We start from the raw sequence: 26,030 nt of genomic DNA on the forward strand, positions 1-26,030 counted from the left end.
AAAAATAGGAGGTTTATATGAAGTATATTAAGTTAAATGATAATAAAAAGATACCTCAAATAGGTTTAGGAACTTACAAAATAACAGAAAGAAAAGTGATGGCAAATGTTATAGAAGCTGCCTTTGAGTCTGGCTATGAATATATAGATACAGCCAAATTTTATGATAATGAAGATATAATAGGGGCTGAGCTTAAAAACTCCAATAAGAAAAGAGAAGAATATCAACTTGTAACAAAGGTTTGGCCAACATATTTTGGAGAAGACTTAACAAAAAAATCTATAGATGAATCACTTGAAAATTTGCAGACAGATTATATAGATATTATTTTATTACATTGGTATGGTAAGGATTATGATAAGGCTTGGAAGGTTTTTGAAGAATATAAAAGGCAAGGTATTGTAAAATCTATTGGAGTATGTAATTTTGAAATAAAGCAACTAAAAGAGCTTTTAAAAATAGGAGAAGCTCCAGTTCTTGATCAACTAGAATCAAGCCCTCATTTTCAAAACTCTAAAACGCTTGAGTTTTTAAAAGAAAATAAAATTGTCCACCAGGCATGGTCACCTCTTGCTAGGGGAAGATCTAATCTTTTGGAAGAAGATGTAATAAAGAATCTTTCTAATAAATATAATAAAACACCTGCCCAAATAGTTTTGCGTTGGCATATAGAAAGAGGAACCATGGTTATACCAAAATCATCTCATCCTGCAAGGATAAAAGAAAATATAGATATATTTGATTTTGAACTTAGTGATGATGATATAAAGGCTATTAAATCATTGGATATCCAAAAAAGATATTCTAATGATCCTGAAGATGAAATTTGGCTTAAAGAGCTACTAACTAAATAAGTTGATAAATTGTTTAAATTCACTTGTTTTAGTTGAATATTTATTAATTAAAAGTTTTTAAAAAAAGGTTATTTGGATCTGTAAACAATTCACAGATCCTTTTTTAACCTCAAAAACACTTTAAGTTTATAATAGCAGTAGTTTTCGGATTATTTATGATTTAAATTTATCTCATTTCATAGATTTCTTTTATTTCATTTTCATTTATTCCAACCATGGCTTCTCCCAAATCTTTTGAAATCTCAAGAATTATCTCGGGATTATCATAGTTTTCTACAGCTTTTACTATAGCTTTTGCTCTCTTTTCTGGATTTCCAGATTTAAAAATACCACTTCCTACAAAAACGCCATATGCACCTAATTGCATCATGAGGGCAGCATCAGCAGGTGTTGCAACTCCACCAGCAGAAAGATTTGCTACAGGAAGTTCTTTATGTTCTCTTACATATCTTAATAGATTAACATCTACTGCCAAGTCTTTTGCATAAGAATAGATTTCATCATCATTAAGAACTGAGATTCTTTCAATTTCTCTATTTATTTCTCTCAAGTGTCTTACAGCTTGAACTATATTACCAGTTCCTGCTTCTCCTTTTGTTCTAATCATAGAAGCACCTTCTGAAATTCTCCTTAAGGCTTCTGATATGTTTCTTGCTCCACAAACAAAAGGAGTTTTGAACTTTGTTTTATCAATATGGTTATAGTCATCTGCTACTGTTAAAACTTCTGACTCATCTATATAGTCAACTCCTAGAGCTTCAAGAATTTGAGCTTCAACAAAGTGCCCAATTCTTACTTTCGCCATAACTGGAATTTTGACAGCTTTCATAATTTCTTCAATCATCTTAGGATCACTCATCCTAGATACACCACCAGCTACACGTATATCTGCAGGAACTCTTTCAAGAGCCATTACAGCACTTGCACCTGAATTTTCTGCAATTTTTGCTTGTTCAACATTCATTACGTCCATTATTACTCTTTTTTTATATCTTTCATTTAAATTTTTACTAGTCATAATTTTCTCCTTTCTTTAATTACCTATAATTATATGTTAAACTGTAACTAATAAAAGCAACAATATATAGAAAATAAAGAGGTACAGATGTATTTAAATTTAAAAAATGATGAATCTTTCCTATATGAGAAGATATATAAAGCTTTAAAAGAGAAGATTATTAATGGGGATATTATGGCATATGACAAGCTTCCTTCTATTAGAAATTTATCAAAGGACATAAATGTTTCTGTTAATACAATAAAAAAAGCTTATTATAAATTAGAAGAAGAAGGTTATGTTGAAGCAGAGGATAAGAGTGGCTTTTATGTAAAAAAAATTGATGATTTAATTGTCTTAGATAAGAGAGAAAATTTTAAAGAAAGTGATTATATAAAAGTTTATAAGTATGATTTTGGTATAAGTGGGGTAGATTATGAAAACTTTCCTTATAAGATTATGCAAAAATACATGAAAGAAGCTATCGATAAAAAAGATATTAAAATTTTAGATAAGGGATCTTTTAAGGGATATAAACCTTTAAGGGCTGCTATATCAACTTATCTTAAAAGTGCAAGGAATATAGATATATCTTATTCAAATATCATTATATCATCATCAACAGAACACTTATTTACCCTAGTGAAAATGCTTTTAAATGACCAAAGTCTTTATGCCTTTGAAAATCCAGGTTATGCTTTTGGTAATAAGTTTTTCACCTTTGATTTAGAAAATCCAATTCCTCTTGATATGGATAAGGATGGGGTAAGGATAGATAAGATATCAGACTTTAAGTCAATTTGCGTTTTTGTAACCCCATTTCATCAATTTCCTATGGGTACAGTTATGTCTATTCAAAGAAGAGTGGAGTTACTTAATTGGGCTTCAAAGTCTGAAAATAGATATATAATTGAAGATGACTATGATTGTGAGTTTAAATTTAGAGGTTTTCCTATAGAAAGTTTAAAGTCTATGGACAAAAACTCTGATGTTATATACTTTGGATCTTTTTCAAAGCTTCTAGCCCCATCTTTAAGAATTTCTTATATGGTTTTACCTGATAAGTTACTTAAAAAATATGAAGAAAATTTTAAAGATTTATCAAATACAGTTTCCAACTTTTTACAAAAGGCCCTAGCATCATTTATAGAAAGTGGTGAATTTGAAAAACATATAAATAGGATGAAAAATATTTACTATAAGAAATTCGAATTAATAGTAAGAAAAATTGGAGAAATTAATGAAATTAAATTTATTTCAAAACCAAATTCACTTATACTTCCCATTGAAATAGACGAGTCTGTCGATATTGGTAAATTTATGTCCTTACTAGAAAAAAATTCCATAAGGATAATACCTTTAAGTAGGTTTTTATTTAATAAAAAATTTAGCCTAGATTGTTTTTTTATATTAGGTTTTGCCAATTTGAGCGAAAAAGAAATTATGGAAGGATTTGAAATTATAAAAGATATAATTTCAAAATCAAAAAAGAATAGGACCTAAACCTATTCTTTTAAATTATTTATTCTCTTTGTTTTTGATGTATTTATCAATATTTTCAGCAGCTTTTTTACCAGCTCCCATAGCAAGGATTACTGTTGCAGCACCACTTACTGCATCTCCTCCTGCAAATACACCATCTTTTGTTGTCATTGTTGAATCATCTATTATAATTCCACCCCAAGATTCGGTTTCTATATCATCATTGGTTTGTTTGATAAGTGGGTTAGGGGATTGACCTATTGAAATTATTACAGAATCGAAGTCTACTTCTTCATATTTTCCAGTAGGTATTGGTCTTCTTCTTCCAGACTTATCTTCTTCTCCTAATTCCATTATTTCAAGTTTAACTTTCTTAACCCAACCATTTTCTCCTTCTATTTCGACAGGATTGTGAAGGTTCATAAAGTTTATTCCTTCTTCTTTGGCGTGGTGACTTTCTTCAGCTCTTGCAGGCATCTCTTCAAATGATCTTCTGTAAACAACAGTTACATCAGCACCCATTCTTTTAGCACTTCTTGCAGCATCCATTGCTACGTTACCACCACCTACAACACATACTTTCTTACCTATGTGAACTGGTGTGTCATATTCTGGGAATTTATATGCCTTCATTAGGTTCATCCTAGTTAAAAACTCATTTGCAGAGTAAACTCCATTTAAGTTTTCACCCTCAATTCCTAAAAATTTTGGAAGTCCTGCACCTGTTGATATATAAACTGCCTCATATCCTTCTTCAAAAAGTTCATTTATCTCTTTTGTTCTTCCTATTATAGTATTTCTTTGAAGCTTAACTCCAAGACCAATTACATTTTTAAGTTCTTTTTGAACAAGGGTTTTTGGTAGCCTAAATTCAGGTATACCATACATTAATACTCCACCAGCAGTGTGAAAAGCTTCAAATAAAGTAACCTTATATCCAAGTTTAGCAAGATCTGCTGCACAAGAAAGTCCTGAAGGACCACTTCCTACTACAGCGACTTTTTTATTTTGTCCTGTAACTTCAACAGGTTTATTATAATCTTTATTCATATGATAATCTGCTACAAATCTTTCGAGTCTACCTATTGCTACCGCTTCTCCGTTTTTAGCCCTAGTACAAACACCTTCACATTGATTTTCTTGAGGACATACTCTTCCACATATGGCAGGAAGGTTATTTGTACTTGCTATTATTTCATAAGCCTTATCAAGATTACCTTCAACAACTTGATGGATAAATTCTGGTATTCTTACAGATACTGGACAACCACCTACACAAGGTTTGTTTTTACATTGAACACATCTTTGAGCTTCTTCTTGAGCCATTTCTAAATCATAACCTAAGGCTACTTCCTCAAAGTTTTTATTTCTAACACTTGGATTTTGTTCAGGCATAGGAACCTTAGTTTTACTCATATTAAATTTTGCCATTTCTTATATCTCCTGTTAGTCTACAAATGTGTTCTCTTTCTTCTTGTTGGTAATTACGACCCCTATTCATAGCTTCATCAAAGTCCACTTCAAAGGCATTAAAATCAGGTCCATCTACACAAGCAAATTTCATTTGACCACCTACAGTTACCCTACAGCATCCACACATACCAGTACCATCAACCATAATTGAGTTTAAAGATACTATAGTTGGTATATCATATTCTTTTGTTACAAGAGCTGTATTTTTCATCATAATCATTGGACCTATTGCCAAGACTAAATCATATTTTTTTCCATTTTCTATATTTTCTTTTAAAACTTCTGTAACAAATCCTTGTTTTCCATAAGAACCATCATCTGTTGTAATATATAGATTATCAGAAGATTTTTTTAGTTCATCTTCAAGTATAATTATGTCTTTGTTTTTAAAGCCCATTATTACATCAGTATGGGCACCTATTCTATGTAAGTATTTTGTTTGAGGATAAGCTATAGCTGTTCCAAGTCCTCCACCGACTACACACACGTTTTTACCCTTATATTGATCAAGTTCAGTTGGTTTTCCTAAAGGACCTACAAAATCTAAGAATCCATCTCCTGCCTTTAATTCATTCATCCTAATGGTAGTTCCACCAACAATTTGAACGATAATTGTAACATTTTCATCATCGGTTTCAGAAATAGTAAAGGGAACTCTCTCACCCTTTTCATCTATTCTTAAAATTATAAATTGACCAGGTTTTGCTCTTTTAGCAATATCTGGAGAATTTACAACAAACTTAATGGTTGAATTATTAAGGTTTGTTTTTTCAATTATCCTTGCCATGTTTCCTCCTATATGTTTCTCATTAATATTTTAACAATATATCAAAAAAAATCAAGTGAATTACTTAATATTATATAGTAAAATAGTATAATATCTATGATAAGGAGGAGAAATGGAAAATAGAACATATTCTGATAAAGAATTAATCAAAAAGTTTATTCCTTATTATAAAAACTATAAGGATATACTTGCTAAAGATTTGTTTTCTGCATTTTTGACAACTGTATGTGAACTTTTGCTTCCTATACTTTTATCAATATTGACAGACAATGCATCAAACTCTAGTTTAACTTTTGATATTATTATAAAATTAACATTACTTTATATTTTGACAAAATTAGTTGAAGTAGCAGGTAGGTATTTTATGCAATCATATGGACATATTATGGGAGCTCATATAGAAAAGGACATGAGGGCTGATATATTTAAACATTTTATGACTATGTCAACAGCCTTTTTTAATGAAACAAAGATAGGTCAGCTAATGAGTAGGATGACTACAGACCTATTTGATATAACTGAATTTTCTCACCACTGTCCAGAGGAATTTTTTATAGGTTTTATAAAATTAAGTATATCATTTATTGTTTTAATGACTATAAACATACAACTTACACTTTTGATATATATAATAATTCCGATTATGGTTTATGCAGCGAGGATTAAAAGAAGAGCCTTTTCAAAATCTGTAAAAAGTGAGAAAAAACAAATAGGCGAAATTAATGCTTCGATTGAGGATACTCTTTTAGGAATTGATGTTGTAAAATCTTTTGCTAATGAAGAACTTGAAAAGAAGAAATTTAAAAAAGGAAATGATAAGTTTGTAGATATTAAAAAGGTAAAATACTACAACATGGCAAGCTATAATTTGATTAATCAATTATTTGCAGGACTTATGTATGGAGTTTTGATCGTAGTCGGGGGATATTTTGTTATCAAAAAAAGCATGAGCCCAGGTGACTTGGTTGCATTTGTTTTATACCTTAATACTATTATTGCTACAGTAAATAGACTTGTGGAGTTTACTGATCAATACCAAAAAGGTATAACTGGTATAGAAAGATTTAATGAGGTTATGAATCTTAGAAGTGATATTTTTGATAGAGAAGATGCGAAAGAGCTTAAAAATGTTAAAGGTAGCATTGTATTTGATAAGGTGTTTTTTAAGTATCCAGATCAAGCTGAAGATGATCCTTGGATATTAGATAATATATCCTTTAATATAAATGTAGGAGAAAATATTGCCTTAGTAGGTCCATCTGGTGCTGGTAAGTCAACAATAACTAAGCTTATACCAAGATTTTATGAAGTAAATAAAGGTGAAATTAGAGTAGATGGAATAAACATTAATAATTTAACTTTAGAATCTTTAAGAAATAATATCGGTATAGTTCAACAAGATGTTTACCTATTTGGGGGAACCATAAGAGAAAACATTGAATATGGTAAGGAAAACACCACAGATGAAGAAATAATTGAAGCTAGTAAGCTAGCAGGAGCCTACGACTTTATTATGGATCTTCCATATGGTTTTGATACCTATATTGGTGAAAGAGGAGTCAAGCTTTCAGGAGGTCAAAAACAAAGGATATCAATAGCAAGGGTATTTTTGAAAAATCCGCCAATATTAATCCTAGATGAGGCTACATCATCGCTTGATAACACAAGCGAGGCAATAGTTCAAGAATCTCTTGAAAAGCTAACCAAGGGAAGGACTACTCTTACAATAGCTCATAGACTTTCCACAATTATTAACGCAGATTCAATTATTGTATTAACAGAAGATGGTATAGCTGAAAGAGGAAGCCACCATGAACTCTTAGATAAAAAAGGTGTATATTATAAGCTTTATAATTCTAATAACGAAGATTTATTTGGTTAGACATTGAAATTATAACTTGGTATAATCAAATAATAGGAGAGAAAAAATTGAAAATTATATTTGGAAAATTCATCCATAGTATAGCTTGTGCATTAAATTCAATATTTAATTTATTAATTAATATATTAAATGCTATAGTTATGATTTTTGAAGGATTAGGCCAAGTTCTTATGCTAATAGGTTGTTCGGTTATTTTTATATTTCCGATATTTTTCATAGCCTTGCCATCTGAGCTTGTGTTTTTAATCTTACTTATAGCAGTAGTTCCCTTTTTAGGAAAGTCCTTTATTTCACTTTTAAGGTATGGAAACTATACCCTAATAGAGTGGATGTATGATAAGGCGGATAGCCTTATTACTGGAGATAAAAAGGGTTTTGATAATATATCTGATTATGCTAATAAGTATAGGATGGAAAAAGAAAGAGAAAGAAGAAGAAAAGCTGAAGAAGAAAGACAAAGACAACAAGAAGAATTCAATAAAAGATTTGAAGAATTTTTCAAAGGATTTAGCTTTACAGGCTATGATTCTAATGAAGGCTACAGTGGATATAGGAATAATAATGGATATAAGGGTGCCTTTGTAAATGATTTAGGCTTTAAGGAAAAGTATGAAAATTATTGTTCTATTTTAGGGGTTAATCCTAATGCAGATCAGTATGAAATAAAACTCGCCTATAGAAAGCTTGCAAAAAAATACCACCCAGATGTAAGTGATGATCCAAATGCCACAGAAAAGTTTCAAAAAATTAATGAAGCTTATAATTTCTTATCTCAAGAAAATATTAAAAAGTATAAAAATATGTAGGACTATATCTAAAACTTTCCTTATTTTTTTGAGGAAAGTTTTTTATATTAGAAAAGGAAACTAATATGAAACATAATGAAGATGATATAAATAAACTTTTAGAAATTTCGTCAAGAGCAGGAGCTATGATGCTTAAAAATGGAGCGGAAATTTATAGGGTTGAGGATACTGTAGAAAGAATTATAAGATCTTTTTATGATGCAAGAGATATAGATGTATTCGCAACCTTCAATGCTATGATGTACTCATTTAATGTGGATGGTAAAACCTATGCAAATGTTAAGCGTGTAAAAAATAGGGGTAATAATCTTATCTTGGTTGATAAAGTTAATACTTTTTCTAGAAATTTTTGTAACCATGAATACAGTCTTGATCAAGCTCTATATGAATTAGATAAGATTAGGGATTCATCAAAAATTAAAAAATATATAAATATTATAGGAGCTGTTCTTGCATCAACGGCCTTCCCTATTTTAGTTAATAGCAAGAATCCTAATTTTATAGACTTACCTGTAACCTTTATAGTTTCTTTAATAACTTATATCCTCTTTATAGGAGTAGAAAAGAAAATGTTCGGTTATTTTATAGAAAATTTCATTGCAGGGCTTTTAGTTTCAATCTTAACTATTATAATAGGTAAGTTTGTTGTAGGATTTAATTCGGCAAATGTTATAGTATCTTCAATGATGCCTTATGTTCCTGGATTTACCTTAACTAATTCAATAAGAGATTTAATGAGTGGAGATTCTACAAGTGGACTTGTTGGAATAACTATGAGTTTATTTGTATCCTTAGCCTTGGCTATAGGTGTTGCAGTACCAATGACGATTTTTTAAGGGGGAAATATGCACTTATTTTTAGGATTTATCTTTTCTTATATTTCATCAGTAGGATTTGCTATGTTATTTTCATCCCCAAAAAGAGCTATTAAATTCTCAGCACTAGCTGGTGCAATAGGATTTTTAATCTATAACATAGCAGGAGATTTAATAGGAGGGGTTTTTCTTCCAATATTACTTGGAGCTTATGTTACAGGTATTCTTGGAGAGATATTTGCAAGAGTTTTTCACATGCCTGCTATATTATTTATAATTCCGGGCATAATAAACTTAGTTCCAGGAAAGGGAATATATAACACCTTATTTTATTTTGTAGATAACCAAAAGTCCTTAGCTTTCACAAATCTATTTGAAACACTTGTAACAGCAAGTGCAATTTCATTTGGGATTTTATTAGCGTCATCTATATCTAAGTCACTCATGGGTTTTAAATTTAGAAAACCAAGTAAAAAATATGATTGGAGAAAGAAAAAATGAAAAAAATAATATATTTAGCAGGTGGATGTTTTTGGGGAGTTGAAGCATATTTTAAGGACATTAAGGGAGTTAAAAATACTAAAGTAGGTTATGCTAATGGAAATACTGAAAAAACAAGTTATGAAGATTTAAAACAAACAGACCATGCTGAAACTGTAGCCGTTCAATTTGATGGAGATGAAAAAACACTTAAAAGAATACTTGACTATTTTTATTACATTATAGATCCATTTTCTATAAATAAACAAGGTAATGATGTAGGACGTCAATATAGGACAGGTATCTATGCTGATGATGAATTAAATTTATCATTTGCTAAGAAATTTTTAGAAGAAAAGCAAAAAAATGAAGATAGAAAAATAATGGTTGAAGTAGATAAACTTTTAAACTTTGTAGTAGCTGAAGACTATCACCAAGATTATTTAGAAAAAAATCCTAGAGGATATTGCCATATTGATTTATTAGATAAACCGGATCTAGACTAATCTAGGTCCTTTATTTTTTCCAAAGTTTGCTTAAAATAAATCTTTTGAAATTTTTATTAAATATCTTTCTAATACTTAATATATAATAATATACAAAGAAATTTTGCTTTTTAAAAACTTTACCATACAATGCTTGTACTAGAATATTTTTTGTGATATTATTCTAAAAAGAAAGGATAGTATGGATTATATCAATAGAAATAATTTAACTCAAAATCAAATAAAATTAATGGATTTAAAGGTTCGATTAGTTAAGGCGTTTTTTGAGCTTAACTTTTCAATTACAGGTTACAATAAACTTAGTCAAAAATCTTATGATTCCAAAAGTTCAAGCGATAGGATATTTATGGATTCTTATATTTACTTGTCTAAAGATAGGCTTTTTGATTTTGTTTATAAATTTGATAAAAATAAATTAGATAATTTTTCTTACAATCCAAATGACCCATCTATTGCAAGTTTCTTAAAAGAAATTGAAGATATTAAAAAGTTAGATGATGATGAAATTAAGATATTAAAAACTAAAATAGAAAGAAGAATTAAAAAAATAGAGGGGGCTGCAAATGATATTGAATATATGTTATTGGGTTCTCTTCCAAAAAATTACTATAAAAGTTAGGAGAAGATTATGGCAATTAAATATGATATAGTTGAAAATTTAGGTGTACTTTCCACAAATGCTAAGGGTTGGACAAAAGAATTAAACCTTGTTTCATGGAATGAAAGAGATCCAAAATATGATATTAGAGACTGGAATGAGGATCATACAAGGATGAGCAAGGGTATTACCTTAACAAAAGAAGAAGCTGAAGTGCTAAAAGAAGTATTAATTGATGAATTCAAGTAAAAAAGAGGCTGTTGCGAAATTATGAACTTCTATCATTTCATCATTACAAGCGACTAATAGACAGTTTGAAAATAGCCTGCCAGCTCATGGAGGCCAAATTGTCATTGTAATGATTTTGGAACTATTAATTCATTTTGCATCAGCCTCTAAATTTTTATTTTAAACTCGCTTTTATAAACCAAATTTCTTTATTATAAGCTTCAATGTGCTCTTCCATAGTATTAGTTATTTGAAAATCATCATTTTTATCTGCTTCTTTTCTTATTTCTAGAGCAAGTTCTTTAAATTTATTTAAATCTTCTAGATAAATTTCTAAAGCTTTTCTAATTTCTATATCTTCAGATTTTGAAATTTCATCAATTGTTGTAAGATTAAGATATGATTTTAGGTCTGCGTTTGGATAGTAACCTTGCATTTTTTGAATTTCTGCAATTTCATCATATCTTTCAAAAAATGCATTATATTGGCTTTCAAAGTATTCGTGTACTCTAACAAAACTTTTGCCTACTATATTCCAATGAAGATGGTGTAGTTTTATGTTTTCAACCATTATGTTTGCTAAATATATATCCAATTTTTTATTCATTATATACTCCTTTTTTAATTTGATTTTTAGAATCATTTTAATTATAGTATGATTATATTATAATAAAATATATTCAACAAGGAACAAATATGTTAGTTAAAAATAGGAGATTTATGAAAGAATATAGTAAAGGTTTAGAGCTTATTGAAGATTTATTTAGCAAAAGATGGGTGCCTGAAATAATTCATTCTATAGGAATAGGTAATAATAATTATAAAAAAAGTCTAGATTCTATATCTTATATTTCTCATACAGAGTTAAGTAGGAAGATAAAACTTTTATTAGACTATGGAGTCATAAAAAGAGACGATAAAGATAAGGCGTATAAGCTTACTCAATTTGGCTTTGATGTAGACCATGTTTTTGGTCATATTTATGACATATCTGACAAGTATTTAAAAAGGGATTAAGATTTAAATTAAGAGATTTTAAAGTATAATACAGCTTAGGTGATATTATGATTTATTTTGATTATGCTGCAACTTCAATAAAAAGAAATGAAATACTAGAATATATTTTAAAAAATAAGGAAAATTTTGATGGGAATCCAGATTCTCTTCATACATATGGAAGAAAAGCTAAAAAAATCCTAGAGGACTCAAGAAGAAAGATTGCAAAGTCTATCAAAGCAGATAGCAATGATATAATTTTTACATCTTCTGCTTCGGAGTCTAATAACACAATCTTATCTAATTTTAAAGATGATTTAATTATAACATCTAAGATAGAACACGATTCTATCTTAAATGCTGTTAATAAGGATAAGACTATTTATTTAGATGTGGATAAGGATGGATTTTTTACACTTGATGATTTAAAAGAAAAGATGACAAGCGATGTCAAGCTTGTATCTTTGATGTTTGTCAACAATGAAGTAGGCTCCATTGAGCCTGTTAAAGAAATAGGGAAGTATCTAAAAGAAAGAGATGTTTTCTTTCATATCGACTGTGTTCAAGCTTATGGACATATAGACATAGATGTTAATGAACTAGCTTGTAACTCTCTTTCTCTTTCAGGGCATAAGATAGGCGGTATCAACTCATTTGGAATACTTTATGCTAATAAAAGTATAAAACCTCTTATAAGAGGAGGAGAGCAAGAAAAGAATAGGCGTGCTGGAACAAGTTTTGTGATGGGAGCTTATTCTATGGCAGAATCTATAGAAAAAACCATAAAAGAAAGAGGGAAAATAAAAGAATTAAAGACTTATTTTGTAGAGAAATTAAAAGAATCTAACTTTATTTTCGAAATAAATGGAAGCCTAGATAATTCGTCAAATCACATACTAAACTTATATTTTCCTTATGTTAAAAATGAATTTTTGTTAACATTTTTAGATATGCATGGTGTATGTATATCAGTTGGTTCTGCTTGTAGAGCAGGAAGTATAGAAGCAAGCAATGTAATTAAGGCAATGTATAATGAAGATAGGGCCATGCATTCAGTAAGATTTTCTTTTGGTTTTACAAATACAAAAGAAGATATAGATTATACATTTGAAATTCTTAAAAAGGTTAGGGGTATAGATGGAGAAAACTGATAAGAAGGATATAAAGGTGGTAGTTGGCGTAAGTGGTGGTGTTGACTCATCAGTTGCAGCCTTACTTTTAAAGCAAGAAGGTTACGATGTAACTGGAATATTTATGAAAAATTGGGATGAAGAAGATGAAAATGGGGTTTGTACTGCAGAGGTTGACTATGAGGATGCAGTTAAGGTATGTAATCAGATAGGTATTCCATATTATTCTATAAATTTTGAAAAAGAATATTATGATAGAGTTTTTTCATATTTTCTAGATGAGTATAAAAAAGGAAGAACTCCTAACCCTGATATAATGTGTAATAAGGAAATTAAGTTTAGAGCCTTTCTTGATTATGCCAAAGATTTAGGAGCAGACTATCTTGCTACAGGTCACTATGCAAGAGTTGAAAGAGATGGAGAAGAAGTTAAAATGCTAAGGGGAGTTGATAAAAATAAAGACCAAACTTACTTTTTATCTCAACTATCCCAAGATCAAATAAAAGACGTTCTTTTTCCAATAGGAGAACTTGAAAAGAAAGAAGTAAGAAAAATAGCCAAGGAAAATAATCTTGCTACAGCAGATAAAAAGGATTCAACAGGAATTTGCTTTATAGGCGAGAGAAATTTTAATGAGTTTTTATCAAACTATCTTCCTGCTAAGAAAGGCAAAATTGTAGATATAGATGGAAATGTTATGGGAGAACATTATGGACTAATGTATCACACCATAGGTCAAAGAAGAGGTCTAGGCATAGGTGGTGAAGGAGAAGCGTGGTTTGTTTGTGGTAAGGACTTAGAAAAAAATGAACTTATAGTATGTCAAGGAAAGAATAATGAGAGATTGTTTTCAAATAGGCTAATCGGATCTTTACTTTCAAGTTTGTCATCTAAGGGCTTTGCTAAAGAATTTGATTGTACATGTAAGTTTAGGTATAGGCAAAAAGATATAAAATCTAGGGTAAAAATCTTAGAGGATGGTAGGGTTGAAATAAAATATGATAAGACAAAGGCTGTAACTCCAGGTCAAGCTGCTGTATTTTACGATAATGATATTTGTCTTGGTTCATGCATAATAGATGAAGTTTACAATGATGATAAAAGATTGAAAGTTTAAAAGAGTAAGTTTGCTTGCTCTTTTTTATTTATTTAAATATCTTAACTTTGGACAAAAAGTCTTAAAATGCTATAATTTATATATGAATATACTAGCAGATGAAAATATTAGAATAGACAAATACATATCAAATAAATTTGAAGAAATCCCAAGAGAAAAAGTAAAAGATTTTATAAAGGATAAGAAAATCCTGGTGGATGAGAAAAAAGTAAAGCCGAGTTATAAACTTGAACTTGGAGATATGATAAATATATCAGATGAATTATTTAAAAAGCCAGAAATAAGGCCGGAGAAGATGGACATAAAAATCATCTATGAAAATGAGGATTATGCAATTATTGATAAAGACGAGAATGTAATGGTCCATCCTGCAGGCTCTATAGTAACAGCAACCCTAGTTAATGGCTTATTAGAGAAGTTTGGTTATGACAATCTGTCTCATATTGGTGGAGATGATAGACCTGGTATAGTTCACAGACTTGATAAGGATACTACAGGTTTAATGCTTATAGCCAAAAATAATAAATCATATAAATATTTTAAAGACTTATTTGAAAAGAGGAAAGTAGATAAGGAATATTTTGCCATATGTCATGGGATTTTTGACAATAAAAAAGATACAATTGAAACCTTTATTGACAGGGACCCTAATAATAGGAGAAAAATGGCAGTTAGACCAAGTGGAAGAAAGGCTATAAGTAAGTATGAGGTTATAAAAGAAGCTAATGGTTTTTCTCTAGTTAAGGTAAAAATTCTAACAGGAAGGACTCATCAGATAAGAGTCCATATGACCTATATAAATCATCCTATTTTAGGAGATCCTGTTTATGGAAATGTGGGGCATAAGTTTAATTTAGAGCACCAATTATTACATTGCCATAAACTTGGTTTTGTTGATCAAAGCGGAGAATATAAAATCTTTGAAACAGAGGTTCATGACGATTTTAAGAAATATCAAAAAGTTTTAAAATTAGGAGATTAGCATGTATTCAAAAATTAATACTGTAAGTCTTCTTGGCCTTGAAGGTAAGGCTATAGAAGTAGAAAGCGATATCACATCAGGGTTACCTGCCTTCAATATCGTAGGTTTACCAGACTCATCTATAAAAGAATCTAAGGACAGAATAAGGGTAGCCTTAATTAACTCAGGTTATAAATTTCCCCAAGGTAGGATTACTATAAATTTATCTCCTGCAGATATAAAAAAAGAAGGTACCCAATTAGACCTTCCCATAGCAGTATCTCTTTTAAGAAGTATGGGAGTAATAAAAAAAGAGAGAAACGACTTTATCTTTATAGGGGAACTTTCTTTAGATGGAAGAATCCTTCCTATAAGAGGAGCACTTGCTATGCTTATATCTATGAGAGAAAAAGGATTTAAAAATTTTATTATTTCTGATGGAAATAAGGATGAATGTTCAATTATTAAAGATTGTAATACTTATCCATTTATTAATATAGAAAGTCTGGTTACTTATCTTAATGGTGAAGTAGAAAAAAATCCATATAAAGCTAGATTAAATGATAATATTGAAGAAGATAAGTATGACTATGATTTTTCAGATATAAAGGGGCAAGATTCTTTAAAAAGAGCTTTGCAAATATCAGCAGCTGGAGATCATAATTTATTGATGATAGGTGCTCCAGGAAGTGGAAAAACTTTCTCTGCAAAACATTTACCGTCAATATTACCTGATATGGACTTTGAAGAAAAAGTAGAAGTTACAAAAATATATTCTGTAATGGGACTATTGGATGAAGGAAAGCTTATAAATAAAAGACCTTTTAGGTCCCCTCATCACTCTGCAAGTGAAGTTTCTTTAATAGGTGGAGGGGCAAATATACCAAAGGCAGGAGAGATAACACTTGCTCACAAGGGAGTATTATTTTTAGATGAATTTCCAGAATTTTCAAAAAAAACTATTGAGGCCTTAAGAGAACCTTTAGAAAATAGAGAGATAAACATATCAAGGTCAATGGCTAGTATAAAATATCCTGCAGATTTTATTTTGATAGCAGCAATGAATCCATGTCCTTGTGGAAACTATGGAAATCCTTTAAAAGAATGTACATGTAGTCACAATGAAATTAGAAGATATTTATCAAAATTATCATCTCCAATCCTTGATAGGATTGATATACATATTGAAATTAAGCCTGTAAAATATGAAGAATTAAAAGATAATATGAAGACTAAATCATCAAAAGAGATGAAGTTTGAAGTCCAAAGGGCAAGATTAATTCAAGAAGAAAGGTATAAAAATGAGTCCATATCTACAAATGGAGCCTTAAATACTAGACTTATGAAAAAATATATAAAATTAGATGATAAATTAGAAAAAATAGGACAAATGGCCTTTAACAAATATAATTTTTCAGTAAGAAGCTATAATAAAATAATTAAGATGGCAAGGACAATTGCTGACCTTGAAAATTCTGACATGATTTTAGATAAGCACTTATTAGAAGCCATAAGGTATAGGTCACTTGATGGTAAGTATTGGAGTGTCTAATGGATAATAATTTAATAAATATTAATATTGACCTTTATATAAATGATCTTATAAAAAAAGCTCTTAAATATAATTCATCAGATATTCATATAGAACCTATGGATAAGACTTTTGCTAGAATTAGGTTTAGGGTAGATGGGAAGCTTATAAATATAACCGAGATGACATATGAAGAATATAAGAAGCTTATAACAAGAATAAAGCTTTCTTCAAAGCTTGATATAGCTGAAAAGAGAAGACCTCAAGATGGGTATTTAAAGCTTGATAGGTTTCCCCATATAGATTTTAGAATATCATCCTTAAATACTATAGTTGGTGAGAAATTAGTTTTAAGAATTCTTTCTCTAGATTATTTTAAAAAATCTTCCAACCTTTTAGGCTTTAGTGAAAATTCAAAAAATATATTACAAAAAGCCATAAAAAATAAGTCGGGTATGATTATTTTTACAGGTCCCACAGGTTCTGGTAAGTCAACTTCTTTATATTCACTTCTTAATCATTTAAATGATGATAGTGTAAATATAGTTACAATAGAAAATCCAGTCGAAATAAATGTTATGGGAATAAATCAAATATCTGTGAATAACAAGATAGATTTTAGCTTTGCAAATGCCCTAAGATCTATTTTAAGACAAGACCCAGACATAATAATGATAGGTGAGATAAGAGATCAAGAAACAGCGAAAATGGCTATAAGGGCGGCAATTACAGGTCATTTAGTGCTTTCAACTCTTCATACGACTGATGCCATATCATCGATAGCGAGGCTTAGAGACTTGGGAATTGAAGACTATCTTATAGGTCAATCTGTTTCAATCTTAGCAGGGCAAAGGCTCGTAAGGAAACTTTGTGATTGCAAGATAAAAAGAAAGATAACTATAAGTGAATATAATTTGTTAAAAAGATATTTTGATATTAAAAAAGATCAAGAAGTTTATGATGCATGCGGTTGCAATAAATGTAATGACGGATATTTAGGAAGGGAGGCAGTAGAAGAGGTATTGGTATTTGATGATGATTATAAGAAGCTTCTTTTAGAAAATAAAGACTATAGTAAAAATGAACTTGATAGGTTGTACAAGATTAAGGATTTCAAGTCTATGACTTACAATGGTCTTAGGAAAGTTCTGGATGGAGTTACAAGTTTCAGTGAAGTTTTTGATTCCATATATTATATTGATTAAAGAAAATTATATTAATCAAAAAGGGTGAAAATTATTATATAAGTTTTGATAGCATAATATTAAACTATATTAGTTAATATGGGTAAGGTTTGGTGAAATTATAAGAAGATTTTTATAATATAGTATTAATCTTATAGTAATAAATGTCTATTATAGTCATATTTGATATATTTTTATCTTTTGTAAAACGTAAGTTTCAATACTTGCGTTTTTTTAGTTTAAATTTAATATTTTCTAATTTTCATACTATATTAATATATCAACTATTATACTTTTAATTTGTAAAAGTTCTGAAATACATTGGAAATAGTAGTTTTCAGATGTTTTTTTAGAAAAAATGTAGCACTATTTACTATTTTTTATAAAGTTTGCAGTATTTACTCATGTATTTAACTTTAGGATGAAATAAAATAAGACTACAAGGTGGTGAAAATATGAAACCTGAAATAGTAGCAATGGGAAATGGTTCTAAGCTATGTTCGTTCTGTATGTTTATTTTTAGTACCAACTCTCATTGAATTTGATGGAATTGTTGAATTTGTAGCTTTCTTCTGATAAATAGAAGACTTTTATTTTACAAAAATTAGATTTAAAATCTTATTTATGTAGTCTCAGATATAAAGATATTAAAAAATTATTATAAGCTCTTATTAAAAACTATGAGAGATTTTAAAAAATTAAATAAAGTCATTACAAATATAAATAATAAGTATAATTTTTTATCAGATGAAAGACTGAGTTCCTAATGTTAAAAATTGTGGGTAGTTTAATAATAAATTAAATTATAAGTTTAGGAGACTATTTATATGAATATAATTGAAGTTAAAAATATGAGCAAAAATTTCAAAAGTAAAAAGTTATTTAATGATTTTTCTATAGAAATTGAGGCAAATACAGTCCATGCAATAGTAGGTCCTAATGGTTCTGGGAAAACTTCTCTTTTAAGAATACTAACTGGACTATATGACAAAGATGATGGAGAAGTTAAAGTTAAGGGAAATCATACAATGCTTCTTGAAAATGACTATTTGTATGAGGATAAGACAGGACTTGAAAATATTAAGATATATGGATTATATTTTGGATATGGTCTAGATAATTATCAAAAATATTCTGACTTGTTAGAAATTACAAATGATCTGGGTAGAAATGTTTCTACATATTCTAAAGGTATGAAGAGGAAATTGTCTTTACTAATTATTGTAATGATGAATAGAGAGATAATATTTTTAGATGAGGTTACTAGCGGAGTAGATCCAATATCAAGAGTTGAGATAAGAAAGCTCATAAAATTACTAAAGGATGAAGGTAAGACCATAGTAATTACTAGTCATGACCTGTCAGAAATTGAAAAAGTAGCAGATAAGGTTTCCATGATAAAATCAGGAGAGCTACTTTTTTCGAAGAATATAGACGAAATAAAGGGAGAAAGCTTAGAAGATTTATTTATAGAGGAAGGTAGAAAATGAAAAATAAGATGAATATTAATAGGGCTTGTCGCTACTATTTAAGTAAAGACAGGGATTTTATTTTAAATTTATTATTATTTACTTTGATTTCCCTTGGCTTTATTTTTTTACTATATAAGGGGATCTTTGATTCAAGAGGAAATGATTATATTATATTAATGCTATATGTACTAATGCTTGGAATTTCACTAATTATGTCTAATTCTATGGTTGTCAATTTAACAGTCAAGGATAAATTAAATAAACGTATAGAATTTATTCTAGCATCAGGAGTAGATATAAAAGATGTGATTAAAGCCTATGGGGTAGAAATGTGGAGACTATCTTCCATTGTTCCCTTTATGTTGTTTTTTCTAACTTATGTCCTAGTAGACTTTCAAATCGAATTTAAGTGGATTGTGGGTATATTTGTGACAATGATAGGAATGACATATTTTGAAATACTATTTTTTAATATTATAAGTTTATCCCAAAAAAACTTTAAGTTTTTCAAAAATATAGTTTTCTTTGGAACAACAATTTTAATTTACATGATAGGCACATTTTCAGAGAAGATTCTCTCTTTAATAGAAAAATATAATCTAAACCTTATCTATATAATATTAGGGATAAATCTAGGATTGGGATTAATTTTTGCAATCTCGTCCATGAAAGATTTAAGCAAGATAAACAATGAATCTGTAATTAATAAAGAAGGGTCATGGTCATGAAATTAGTTATTGATGATCTAGGAAAGCTTTTAGATAAAAATGCCGTATTAATGTCGATTATGGCACTTATCTGCTCCTTTATGGCTCTGTTTTTTACTGATGAAGGAAGCCAAGAAATAAACAATATTATAGATATAATTAAAATTGATGGGATTGTAATACTTTTCCTGATTTTTGGAATAGAACTCGCTAAAAATACCTTGGTAGCAGATAAAATTAGCAAAAAGCTTGAATTTTTACTTGCAAATGGATTTTCTATGAAAAAAATTCTAGCCAAATATTTGTTTAGTATCTATTTAGGAACATTAATTATAGTTCTTCCAAGCTTAATATTAAATTTACTAAAACTTGAGATTAGCTTAATTATTATTTTAAATTTGATTGTATCAAGTTTTCTTTACAGTCTAATAATCGTCTTGATAATACTTGGTACTATAAACATGAATAAAGTAAATTCTCTCCAAATTCGCTTGATAGGACTATCCTTAGTAGTCATGATATCTTCTGTCCTAGTATATAATTTTACAAATTCCTTGCTTTGCTACTTGATGACTAAGCTTTTGATTTTAGGATCAATAATAGTATTTTTGGGTATAAATATCAATAAAGAAAGGATTGTAGTTAGCTACTATTGAGATATGTATAAGAAATTAGAAAAAATTGTGATCAGCCATTTAATGATAATTTTATTTTGGGGTCTTCTTTTTAAAAACAAGATGTTAGTAAAAGAAGGCCCGATTTTGAATGCAGTTTCACTTATTTTAGTTTTTACTTTATATGGACTTATATACACAGAAATTTCAAATAAAAAAATACCTCAAAGATTTTCTGTTTTGGTAATTTTTTCGTCACTTTTGCCTTTGGGTTTGATTCTAATAAATGATTTACCTTATAAGCTTGCCTTTTTTCTTATAAGTCTTATCTCAACAAGCCTATTTATTAAAAGATACATAATTTTAGATAATGTAAAATATATAAATATCTTGCCTATATCTAGAAAATCCACCCAAATATTTACTATTGGACTTGTATTTTTTATTTTTGTGGTGATTTATTTATTTGATATAGATACGGTAATGATAAATATATTTATCCAAATAATTTTCCTTATTACAGAATTTTTCTTTATCTTATTTTTAAAGGAAAAAGAATTAGCTTTTGAGAAAACTTTCAAACTTTATTACCTGTCAGACTATATGGCGAGTGAAAGAGATGAATTTGCAATGATTATCCATGATGATATTATCCAAGATATATATGCAAGTAAAAATTATTTGTCTTCAAAAAATCCTGATATAGAATACACTAAAAACATTCTAAGAGAACTTGAGAAGAAAACAAGAAATATAATGAAGTTCTACCAGTCTTCTTTATTTGAAAAGGCAAATTTAGAAACATCTCTTTTAGCCATATTTGATAATGTAAGGTCCCTATATCCAGATAAAATTATTGGAATTACTAAACTTATCAATAGTGAAATAACAGAAGATAAAAGATTAATTAGGTTGATTTCAATAATATCAAAGGAACTTATAAATAATGTATATAAGCATTCCGATGCGAAATATTTATCTTATGAGCTCTATAAAAAAGAAAATTTTGTTTATATAGAGATGGAAAGTGATGGTGCAAGTCTTGTTGATTTTAATAAAATTAGGGAATCAAAAAGAGGAGTTTTGCTTCTTAATCTATTAATAGATTCAAATTCAGGAAATATTTCTTATGGATTAAATAAGGATATACTTACAACTAAAGTTTCCTTGGAGGTGGAAAGAGATGAAAATTATTTTGTTAGATGACCATAAAATATTTGGGGAGTCCCTTAAGATGCTTTTAGAAGAGCAAGATGTTATGTATCAAAAGCTCAAGAGTTTCTAAAAATGATAAAAAAAGAAACTTATGATATTTTCTTAATTGACATAAATCTAAAAGATGATAAGACTGGTCTTGATTTAATTAAAGATTTGCTAGCTGATAACCCCAAACAAAAGATAATAGTTTTAACATCTTATGATTTAGATAATTACAAGGATATGGCCTTTAAGTTAGGAGTAAAAGATTTTATAAATAAGTCTGTAGAAACCCACGAACTATTAGAAAGAATCAAAAATGTATATAAAGGAAACTATAAGATAATAGACAAATATATAGCTGATCCTCTAACAAAACGTGAGATTGAAGTATTAAAAGAGTTAATAAAAGGAGAAAGTAAAAAGGAGATTGCAAAGAAGTTATTCATAAGCGAGAGAACTCTTTATAATCATATAGCTAATATCTATGATAAGTTGAGAGCCAAGAATATAGTTGAAGCTTATAATAAAGCAATGGAAATTGGATACATTAATCCAGTTATGTAAAAATCATTTTACAATTAATTAAGAAGATATTAATACATAATTAAGTAATCAGTTGATAATAAAATTTTCAAGTCTATCTTAAGCAAAATCTTCAATCTATTAATGGAAAAAGAAGGAGATAAGTATTTAAATAATAAAGCATATCGAAAAAACTACTGGAAAATCGTATCTTAATTGATATCCTAAATTAGACTATATAATAATCAGCTATGAGATGGATTTTTAAGCTGTTAGTTTACTATATATCACCGTTAATTGTTATAAATGAGCAAGTTGGTAAGATCTTTTAGAATTTATATAAGGCTCTAATTTTAATAAACGATATTAGTTAATATGGTAATAGCTTATGGAATTATGGAAAGATTTTTATAATATAGTATCAATTTTTCTAGGAATAAATGTTTATCACAGTCATATTAGATATGCTTTTATCTTTTGTAAAAACGTAATTTCCAATAATTGCGTTTTTTTAAATTTAAATTTGACTTTCTCTGACCTTCATAGTATATTAATATTAGCAGTTGAGATGTATGACTGCTAAACAATATGGAAAAATAATTTGATGGAGGACAATATGGCAAATTTAAAGAAATATGACTATGGTTTTTTAGACAATAATTTTAATGACTTCTATAATATGATTGATTCATTCTTTAATGGAAATGATAGAAGATCATCTTTGGTAAATAATACTACTTTTAAGGTAGATATAAAAGAGGATGATGAATCATATAAAGTTATAGCTGAAATGCCAGGATTTACAAAAGATGATATAAACATTGAACTTGATGATGATAGGTTAACACTTAGTGCAGAGAAAACAGAAGAAAAAGATGATTCTAATAATGAGGAAAAATATATCCATAGGGAAAGAAGATCATCTAAGATGACAAGAACAATGCATTTTGAAAATATAGATTCTGAAAATATTGAAGCAAATCTTAGTGATGGACTTCTAGAAATTAAACTTCCTAAATTAAATAAAGACAAATCTAAAAAAACTATTGAAATAAAATAATTTATTTAATATTTTAATAATTTTAAACATACTCATAAAAGTGCAGGCTAATACCTGCATTTTTTTATGCCATTTTTTAGAATACATTTATGGTATAATTTAAAGTAAGAAATAAAAAAAGGGAAGAGGACTTGATGAAAGATAAGAAAAAACTTGAGCATTTGGCCATAATTCTTGATGGAAATGGAAGGTGGGCTGAAAAACGATCACTTTCAAGATCTTTAGGACATAAAGAAGGCTCAGAAAATGTTGTAGATATAGCACTTTATGCAAAAAAAAGGGGTATAAAATACCTCACCTTATATGCCTTTTCTACAGAAAATTGGAAAAGACCTAAAATTGAAGTTAATTATTTAATGAAATTATTAGCAAAATTTATAAAAGATAAAACAAATTTGCTAATGGAAAATGATGTAAAATTAAATATTATTGGAGATATATCTAAATTGCCAGATAAAACTATAAAGTCCTGTCTTGATGTGTGTAAACTCACAGAAAATAACAAAAGTCTTGTTTTAAATATGGCAATAAACTATGGTGGAAGAAGTGAACTAGTTAAGGCTTTTAAAGATATGGCTAAGGATGGTTTAGATTTTAATAATATAGATGAAAATACTATTTCATCTTATCTTTATACTAAAAACATGCCAGATCCTGATCTTTTAATAAGAACAGGTGGAGACTTAAGAATTTCAAATTTCTTAATATATCAGCTTGCCTATACAGAATTTTATTTTACAAAAACTCTATGGCCTGATTTTAAATACAAAGACTTAGATGAGGCTATTGATTCTTATTTAGGACGTGATAGGAGATTTGGAGGATTGAATGAACCTAGCTAAAAGACTTTTTGGAGGGGGGTTAATTTTAATTTGCTTAATTCTTATAACATATTTTGGAAGACCATACTTTGCTGTAGGCTTTACTATTTTTTCATCTATAGCAGTATATGAGCTTATACAAGCATTAAGAAATATAGACTATAATGTTCCAAAAAGATTTGCTCTAATAATTAATGCATTTTTTATGGTAAACGCCTATTTTGGAGATCCTAATATATTTATAGTAGGTATTATTGCCATTCTTATATCTATATTTGTATTTATGATATTTAACAAAAAGTTTAAGATGCAAGATTTTTTTGCCCTTCTTTTTGTAGTTACCTATATATCTATATTTATGTCAAATGCAATTCGTATAAGGGATGTTAGATATCTATATATGCTATATGTTATAGCTTGGGGTTCTGATACTTTTGCCTTTATTTTTGGAGTAAGTATTGGAAAAACTAAAATTAAGGCAATTGAGAAAATATCTCCTAATAAGACTTTAGAAGGTTTTATTGGTGGAGTATTTGGAGCTATTTTATTGAATTTAATTTATATAAAAATAATAGGCTTCGAACAAAGTCTTTTATTGGTCGTTTTATTTACCATAATTTCAGCAATCCTTTCTGAGACAGGTGACTTGGTAGCTTCATTTATAAAAAGAAAATGTGGGATAAAGGATTATGGTAACTTAATTCCTGGACATGGGGGCATACTCGATAGATTTGACTCTATTTTATTTATAAGCCCTTGTATGTTCTTATTTACCCTTATATAGGAGAGAAGATGAAATCAATAATTATATCTATAATAATGTTCTTATTTTTGATATTAATTCATGAATTTGGACATTTTATTGTTGCTAAGAAAAGTGGGATAAAGGTAAATGAATTTGCCATAGGTATGGGACCTAAAATTTTTTCTAAACAAAAGGGAGAAACCTTATATTCTATAAATTTATTACCTATAGGTGGTTATTGTGCTATGGAAGGTGAAGATGATACTAGTGATGATGAGAGGTCGTTTGATAAGGCACCAGCTTATAAAAGATTTTTAACTATTCTTGCAGGTCCTCTTATTAATCTGATATTTGCAGCTTTTATTTTTACTTTTGTAGTTTTTAATACTGGTATAGCTTCAAATTCAATTGGTGGATTTACAGAAAATTCACCGGCAAAAGAAAGTCTTGAAATCAATGATGAGATTATAGGGATAGCAGGGATAAAAGTAAATGAATTTTCAGATATATCAGAAATATTAACTACTTATTATAAGACAAATTCTAAGGATAAGGAAGTGTCAGTTAGGGTTAAAAGAGACGGTGATATTATAGAAAAGAAAATCAATCCAAAATTTGAAAATGATATGCCTTTATTAGGTATCACACCAAAACCGAGAGATGTATCTTTAATAGAAGCTATTGGTCTTGGTATAAAACAAGTTTTTCAAATGATAGGGATGCTTTTTTCAATACTTAAAAATCTTTTTACAGGTAAACTTTCTTTTAATGCCCTTTCAGGTCCGGTTGGAGTTGTTAAGGAAATGGGAAGGCAAGTTAATTTAGGTTTAATGAATATATTATTTTTTCTTGCCTATATATCAGTAAATTTAGGATTTTTTAATCTTTTACCTATTCCAGCTCTTGATGGCTCAAAGTTATTTACATCTCTATATGAAATGATAACAAAGAAAAAAATCAATAAAAAACTTGAAGAAAGAGTAACAATAGTTGGATTTGTCCTTCTTTTATCTTTAATTTTAATAGTAACAATAAAAGACATTATAAACTTATTTTAAAGGA

The 26,030-nt window shown here is 28.6% G+C and carries 27 protein-coding genes and 1 pseudogene; 24 read left to right on the plus strand and 4 right to left on the minus strand.

What is annotated here, in order from left to right:
• The first annotated feature begins 17 nt into the window (after positions 1–17).
• Positions 18–854, plus strand: a complete 837-nt coding sequence (locus tag HV819_RS02790) for an aldo/keto reductase (RefSeq protein ID WP_154539257.1) — start codon at positions 18–20, stop codon at positions 852–854.
• Positions 855–1,020: 166 nt separating this feature from the next.
• Here HV819_RS02790 and pdxS read toward each other — a convergent pair whose 3' ends face one another.
• Positions 1,021–1,872 (minus strand): pyridoxal 5'-phosphate synthase lyase subunit PdxS, encoded by an 852-nt coding sequence (gene pdxS / locus HV819_RS02795; RefSeq protein ID WP_154539255.1) that lies wholly within the window; start codon positions 1,870–1,872, stop codon positions 1,021–1,023.
• A gap of 87 nt (positions 1,873–1,959) precedes the next feature.
• Here pdxS and pdxR point away from each other — a divergent pair, with 87 nt between their 5' ends.
• A complete protein-coding gene (gene pdxR / locus HV819_RS02800; RefSeq protein WP_154539253.1) occupies positions 1,960–3,354 on the plus strand; it encodes a MocR-like pyridoxine biosynthesis transcription factor PdxR in 1,395 nt (464 codons plus the stop codon).
• Positions 3,355–3,369: 15 nt separating this feature from the next.
• Here the strand turns inward: pdxR and gltA are convergent, their stop codons facing one another.
• Together gltA and HV819_RS02810 are read right to left on the minus strand one after the other, a co-directional pair.
• Positions 3,370–4,764 carry an NADPH-dependent glutamate synthase gene (gene gltA / locus HV819_RS02805; protein WP_154539251.1) on the minus strand — a complete coding sequence of 465 codons (1,395 nt, stop codon included), beginning with the start codon at positions 4,762–4,764 and terminating at the stop codon, positions 3,370–3,372.
• Entirely contained in the window at positions 4,751–5,593 is an 843-nt protein-coding gene (locus HV819_RS02810) for a sulfide/dihydroorotate dehydrogenase-like FAD/NAD-binding protein (protein ID WP_154539249.1), read from the minus strand. Before HV819_RS02810 ends, gltA begins: the two co-directional genes overlap by 14 nt.
• Before the next feature lie 112 nt (positions 5,594–5,705).
• Between HV819_RS02810 and HV819_RS02815 the strand changes: the two genes are divergently transcribed.
• The 7 genes from HV819_RS02815 to HV819_RS02845 all read left to right on the plus strand — a co-directional run bounded on the left by HV819_RS02815 (position 5,706) and on the right by HV819_RS02845 (position 10,929).
• Positions 5,706–7,475, plus strand: a complete 1,770-nt coding sequence (locus HV819_RS02815; protein WP_176269446.1) for an ABC transporter ATP-binding protein — start codon at positions 5,706–5,708, stop codon at positions 7,473–7,475.
• Between the two features lie 47 nt (positions 7,476–7,522).
• Positions 7,523–8,281 (plus strand): J domain-containing protein, encoded by a 759-nt coding sequence (locus HV819_RS02820; protein WP_154539245.1) that lies wholly within the window; start codon positions 7,523–7,525, stop codon positions 8,279–8,281.
• 65 nt (positions 8,282–8,346) lie between these two features.
• Positions 8,347–9,117 carry a threonine/serine exporter family protein gene (locus tag HV819_RS02825; RefSeq protein WP_154539243.1) on the plus strand — a complete coding sequence of 257 codons (771 nt, stop codon included), beginning with the start codon at positions 8,347–8,349 and terminating at the stop codon, positions 9,115–9,117.
• Between the two features lie 9 nt (positions 9,118–9,126).
• Positions 9,127–9,597 carry a threonine/serine exporter family protein gene (locus tag HV819_RS02830; protein WP_154539241.1) on the plus strand — a complete coding sequence of 157 codons (471 nt, stop codon included), beginning with the start codon at positions 9,127–9,129 and terminating at the stop codon, positions 9,595–9,597.
• The gene (gene msrA, locus HV819_RS02835; protein WP_154539239.1) at positions 9,594–10,082 is read left to right on the plus strand and encodes a peptide-methionine (S)-S-oxide reductase MsrA; all 489 of its coding nucleotides are present in this window, start codon (positions 9,594–9,596) and stop codon (positions 10,080–10,082) included. Before HV819_RS02830 ends, msrA begins: the two co-directional genes overlap by 4 nt.
• A 181-nt stretch (positions 10,083–10,263) precedes the next feature.
• Positions 10,264–10,701, plus strand: a complete 438-nt coding sequence (locus HV819_RS02840) for a hypothetical protein (protein WP_154539237.1) — start codon at positions 10,264–10,266, stop codon at positions 10,699–10,701.
• Positions 10,702–10,710: 9 nt separating this feature from the next.
• On the plus strand, positions 10,711–10,929 hold the full coding sequence (locus HV819_RS02845) for a YdbC family protein (protein ID WP_154539235.1): 219 nt from the start codon (positions 10,711–10,713) through the stop codon (positions 10,927–10,929).
• 154 nt (positions 10,930–11,083) lie between these two features.
• Here HV819_RS02845 and HV819_RS02850 read toward each other — a convergent pair whose 3' ends face one another.
• On the minus strand, positions 11,084–11,515 hold the full coding sequence (locus HV819_RS02850) for a Dps family protein (protein WP_154539233.1): 432 nt from the start codon (positions 11,513–11,515) through the stop codon (positions 11,084–11,086).
• A gap of 113 nt (positions 11,516–11,628) precedes the next feature.
• Between HV819_RS02850 and HV819_RS02855 the strand changes: the two genes are divergently transcribed.
• The 15 genes and pseudogenes from HV819_RS02855 to HV819_RS02925 all read left to right on the plus strand — a co-directional run bounded on the left by HV819_RS02855 (position 11,629) and on the right by HV819_RS02925 (position 26,026).
• Positions 11,629–11,925 carry a winged helix-turn-helix transcriptional regulator gene (locus tag HV819_RS02855; protein ID WP_176269447.1) on the plus strand — a complete coding sequence of 99 codons (297 nt, stop codon included), beginning with the start codon at positions 11,629–11,631 and terminating at the stop codon, positions 11,923–11,925.
• Between the two features lie 47 nt (positions 11,926–11,972).
• Complete coding sequence (locus tag HV819_RS02860; RefSeq protein ID WP_154539229.1) at positions 11,973–13,055, plus strand: cysteine desulfurase family protein; 1,083 nt, start codon at positions 11,973–11,975, stop codon at positions 13,053–13,055.
• The gene (mnmA, locus tag HV819_RS02865; protein WP_154539227.1) at positions 13,042–14,151 is read left to right on the plus strand and encodes a tRNA 2-thiouridine(34) synthase MnmA; all 1,110 of its coding nucleotides are present in this window, start codon (positions 13,042–13,044) and stop codon (positions 14,149–14,151) included. Before HV819_RS02860 ends, mnmA begins: the two co-directional genes overlap by 14 nt.
• A gap of 82 nt (positions 14,152–14,233) precedes the next feature.
• Positions 14,234–15,133, plus strand: a complete 900-nt coding sequence (locus HV819_RS02870) for an RluA family pseudouridine synthase (RefSeq protein WP_154539225.1) — start codon at positions 14,234–14,236, stop codon at positions 15,131–15,133.
• A gap of 1 nt (position 15,134) precedes the next feature.
• On the plus strand, positions 15,135–16,664 hold the full coding sequence (locus tag HV819_RS02875) for a YifB family Mg chelatase-like AAA ATPase (RefSeq protein WP_154539223.1): 1,530 nt from the start codon (positions 15,135–15,137) through the stop codon (positions 16,662–16,664).
• Entirely contained in the window at positions 16,664–17,848 is a 1,185-nt protein-coding gene (locus HV819_RS02880; RefSeq protein ID WP_154539221.1) for a GspE/PulE family protein, read from the plus strand. Before HV819_RS02875 ends, HV819_RS02880 begins: the two co-directional genes overlap by 1 nt.
• Before the next feature lie 806 nt (positions 17,849–18,654).
• Complete coding sequence (locus HV819_RS02885; protein WP_154539219.1) at positions 18,655–19,317, plus strand: ABC transporter ATP-binding protein; 663 nt, start codon at positions 18,655–18,657, stop codon at positions 19,315–19,317.
• Positions 19,314–20,027 (plus strand): beta-carotene 15,15'-monooxygenase, encoded by a 714-nt coding sequence (locus HV819_RS02890; protein WP_154539217.1) that lies wholly within the window; start codon positions 19,314–19,316, stop codon positions 20,025–20,027. The genes HV819_RS02885 and HV819_RS02890 overlap by 4 nt, the downstream gene beginning before the upstream one ends.
• On the plus strand, positions 20,024–20,662 hold the full coding sequence (locus HV819_RS02895; protein WP_154539215.1) for a hypothetical protein: 639 nt from the start codon (positions 20,024–20,026) through the stop codon (positions 20,660–20,662). The genes HV819_RS02890 and HV819_RS02895 overlap by 4 nt, the downstream gene beginning before the upstream one ends.
• Positions 20,663–20,767: 105 nt before the next feature.
• Positions 20,768–21,826 (plus strand): histidine kinase, encoded by a 1,059-nt coding sequence (locus HV819_RS02900; RefSeq protein ID WP_235942755.1) that lies wholly within the window; start codon positions 20,768–20,770, stop codon positions 21,824–21,826.
• 81 nt (positions 21,827–21,907) lie between these two features.
• Entirely contained in the window at positions 21,908–22,384 is a 477-nt protein-coding gene (locus HV819_RS02905; protein WP_235942756.1) for a response regulator transcription factor, read from the plus strand.
• Between the two features lie 574 nt (positions 22,385–22,958).
• The gene (locus tag HV819_RS02910; protein WP_176269449.1) at positions 22,959–23,402 is read left to right on the plus strand and encodes an Hsp20/alpha crystallin family protein; all 444 of its coding nucleotides are present in this window, start codon (positions 22,959–22,961) and stop codon (positions 23,400–23,402) included.
• A gap of 104 nt (positions 23,403–23,506) precedes the next feature.
• Positions 23,507–24,244: pseudogene (locus HV819_RS02915) on the plus strand (isoprenyl transferase); the annotation flags it as partial.
• Positions 24,231–25,007: a phosphatidate cytidylyltransferase gene (locus HV819_RS02920; RefSeq protein ID WP_176269451.1), complete on the plus strand. Its 777-nt coding sequence runs from the start codon at positions 24,231–24,233 to the stop codon at positions 25,005–25,007. The pseudogene HV819_RS02915 and the gene HV819_RS02920, both read left to right, overlap by 14 nt.
• 8 nt (positions 25,008–25,015) lie before the next feature.
• Positions 25,016–26,026, plus strand: coding sequence for a M50 family metallopeptidase (locus HV819_RS02925; RefSeq protein WP_176269452.1), 1,011 nt, complete (start codon positions 25,016–25,018; stop codon positions 26,024–26,026).
• Positions 26,027–26,030 lie beyond the last annotated feature (4 nt).

This window comes from Anaerococcus faecalis, from assembly GCF_013371425.1.
GTDB classification, from domain to species: Bacteria; Bacillota; Clostridia; order Tissierellales; family Peptoniphilaceae; genus Anaerococcus; species Anaerococcus porci.

What these genes read in the sequence shown, in the direction of transcription:
- HV819_RS02815 (WP_176269446.1), top strand. Translation starts at nt 5,706, where the DNA reads ATGGAAAATAGAACATATTCTGATAAAGAATTAATCAAAAAGTTTATT.
- msrA (WP_154539239.1), top strand. Translation starts at nt 9,594, where the DNA reads ATGAAAAAAATAATATATTTAGCAGGTGGATGTTTTTGGGGAGTTGAA.
- HV819_RS02810 (WP_154539249.1), bottom strand. Translation starts at nt 5,593, where the DNA reads ATGGCAAGGATAATTGAAAAAACAAACCTTAATAATTCAACCATTAAG.
- HV819_RS02895 (WP_154539215.1), top strand. Translation starts at nt 20,024, where the DNA reads ATGAAATTAGTTATTGATGATCTAGGAAAGCTTTTAGATAAAAATGCC.
- mnmA (WP_154539227.1), top strand. Translation starts at nt 13,042, where the DNA reads ATGGAGAAAACTGATAAGAAGGATATAAAGGTGGTAGTTGGCGTAAGT.
- pdxS (WP_154539255.1), bottom strand. Translation starts at nt 1,872, where the DNA reads ATGACTAGTAAAAATTTAAATGAAAGATATAAAAAAAGAGTAATAATG.
- HV819_RS02885 (WP_154539219.1), top strand. Translation starts at nt 18,655, where the DNA reads ATGAATATAATTGAAGTTAAAAATATGAGCAAAAATTTCAAAAGTAAA.
- HV819_RS02840 (WP_154539237.1), top strand. Translation starts at nt 10,264, where the DNA reads ATGGATTATATCAATAGAAATAATTTAACTCAAAATCAAATAAAATTA.
- HV819_RS02920 (WP_176269451.1), top strand. Translation starts at nt 24,231, where the DNA reads ATGAACCTAGCTAAAAGACTTTTTGGAGGGGGGTTAATTTTAATTTGC.
- HV819_RS02790 (WP_154539257.1), top strand. Translation starts at nt 18, where the DNA reads ATGAAGTATATTAAGTTAAATGATAATAAAAAGATACCTCAAATAGGT.
- HV819_RS02825 (WP_154539243.1), top strand. Translation starts at nt 8,347, where the DNA reads ATGAAACATAATGAAGATGATATAAATAAACTTTTAGAAATTTCGTCA.
- HV819_RS02880 (WP_154539221.1), top strand. Translation starts at nt 16,664, where the DNA reads ATGGATAATAATTTAATAAATATTAATATTGACCTTTATATAAATGAT.
- HV819_RS02910 (WP_176269449.1), top strand. Translation starts at nt 22,959, where the DNA reads ATGGCAAATTTAAAGAAATATGACTATGGTTTTTTAGACAATAATTTT.
- HV819_RS02875 (WP_154539223.1), top strand. Translation starts at nt 15,135, where the DNA reads ATGTATTCAAAAATTAATACTGTAAGTCTTCTTGGCCTTGAAGGTAAG.
- HV819_RS02905 (WP_235942756.1), top strand. Translation starts at nt 21,908, where the DNA reads ATGATAAAAAAAGAAACTTATGATATTTTCTTAATTGACATAAATCTA.
- pdxR (WP_154539253.1), top strand. Translation starts at nt 1,960, where the DNA reads ATGTATTTAAATTTAAAAAATGATGAATCTTTCCTATATGAGAAGATA.
- HV819_RS02855 (WP_176269447.1), top strand. Translation starts at nt 11,629, where the DNA reads ATGAAAGAATATAGTAAAGGTTTAGAGCTTATTGAAGATTTATTTAGC.
- HV819_RS02830 (WP_154539241.1), top strand. Translation starts at nt 9,127, where the DNA reads ATGCACTTATTTTTAGGATTTATCTTTTCTTATATTTCATCAGTAGGA.
- HV819_RS02870 (WP_154539225.1), top strand. Translation starts at nt 14,234, where the DNA reads ATGAATATACTAGCAGATGAAAATATTAGAATAGACAAATACATATCA.
- HV819_RS02860 (WP_154539229.1), top strand. Translation starts at nt 11,973, where the DNA reads ATGATTTATTTTGATTATGCTGCAACTTCAATAAAAAGAAATGAAATA.
- HV819_RS02890 (WP_154539217.1), top strand. Translation starts at nt 19,314, where the DNA reads ATGAAAAATAAGATGAATATTAATAGGGCTTGTCGCTACTATTTAAGT.
- HV819_RS02850 (WP_154539233.1), bottom strand. Translation starts at nt 11,515, where the DNA reads ATGAATAAAAAATTGGATATATATTTAGCAAACATAATGGTTGAAAAC.
- HV819_RS02925 (WP_176269452.1), top strand. Translation starts at nt 25,016, where the DNA reads ATGAAATCAATAATTATATCTATAATAATGTTCTTATTTTTGATATTA.
- gltA (WP_154539251.1), bottom strand. Translation starts at nt 4,764, where the DNA reads ATGGCAAAATTTAATATGAGTAAAACTAAGGTTCCTATGCCTGAACAA.
- HV819_RS02845 (WP_154539235.1), top strand. Translation starts at nt 10,711, where the DNA reads ATGGCAATTAAATATGATATAGTTGAAAATTTAGGTGTACTTTCCACA.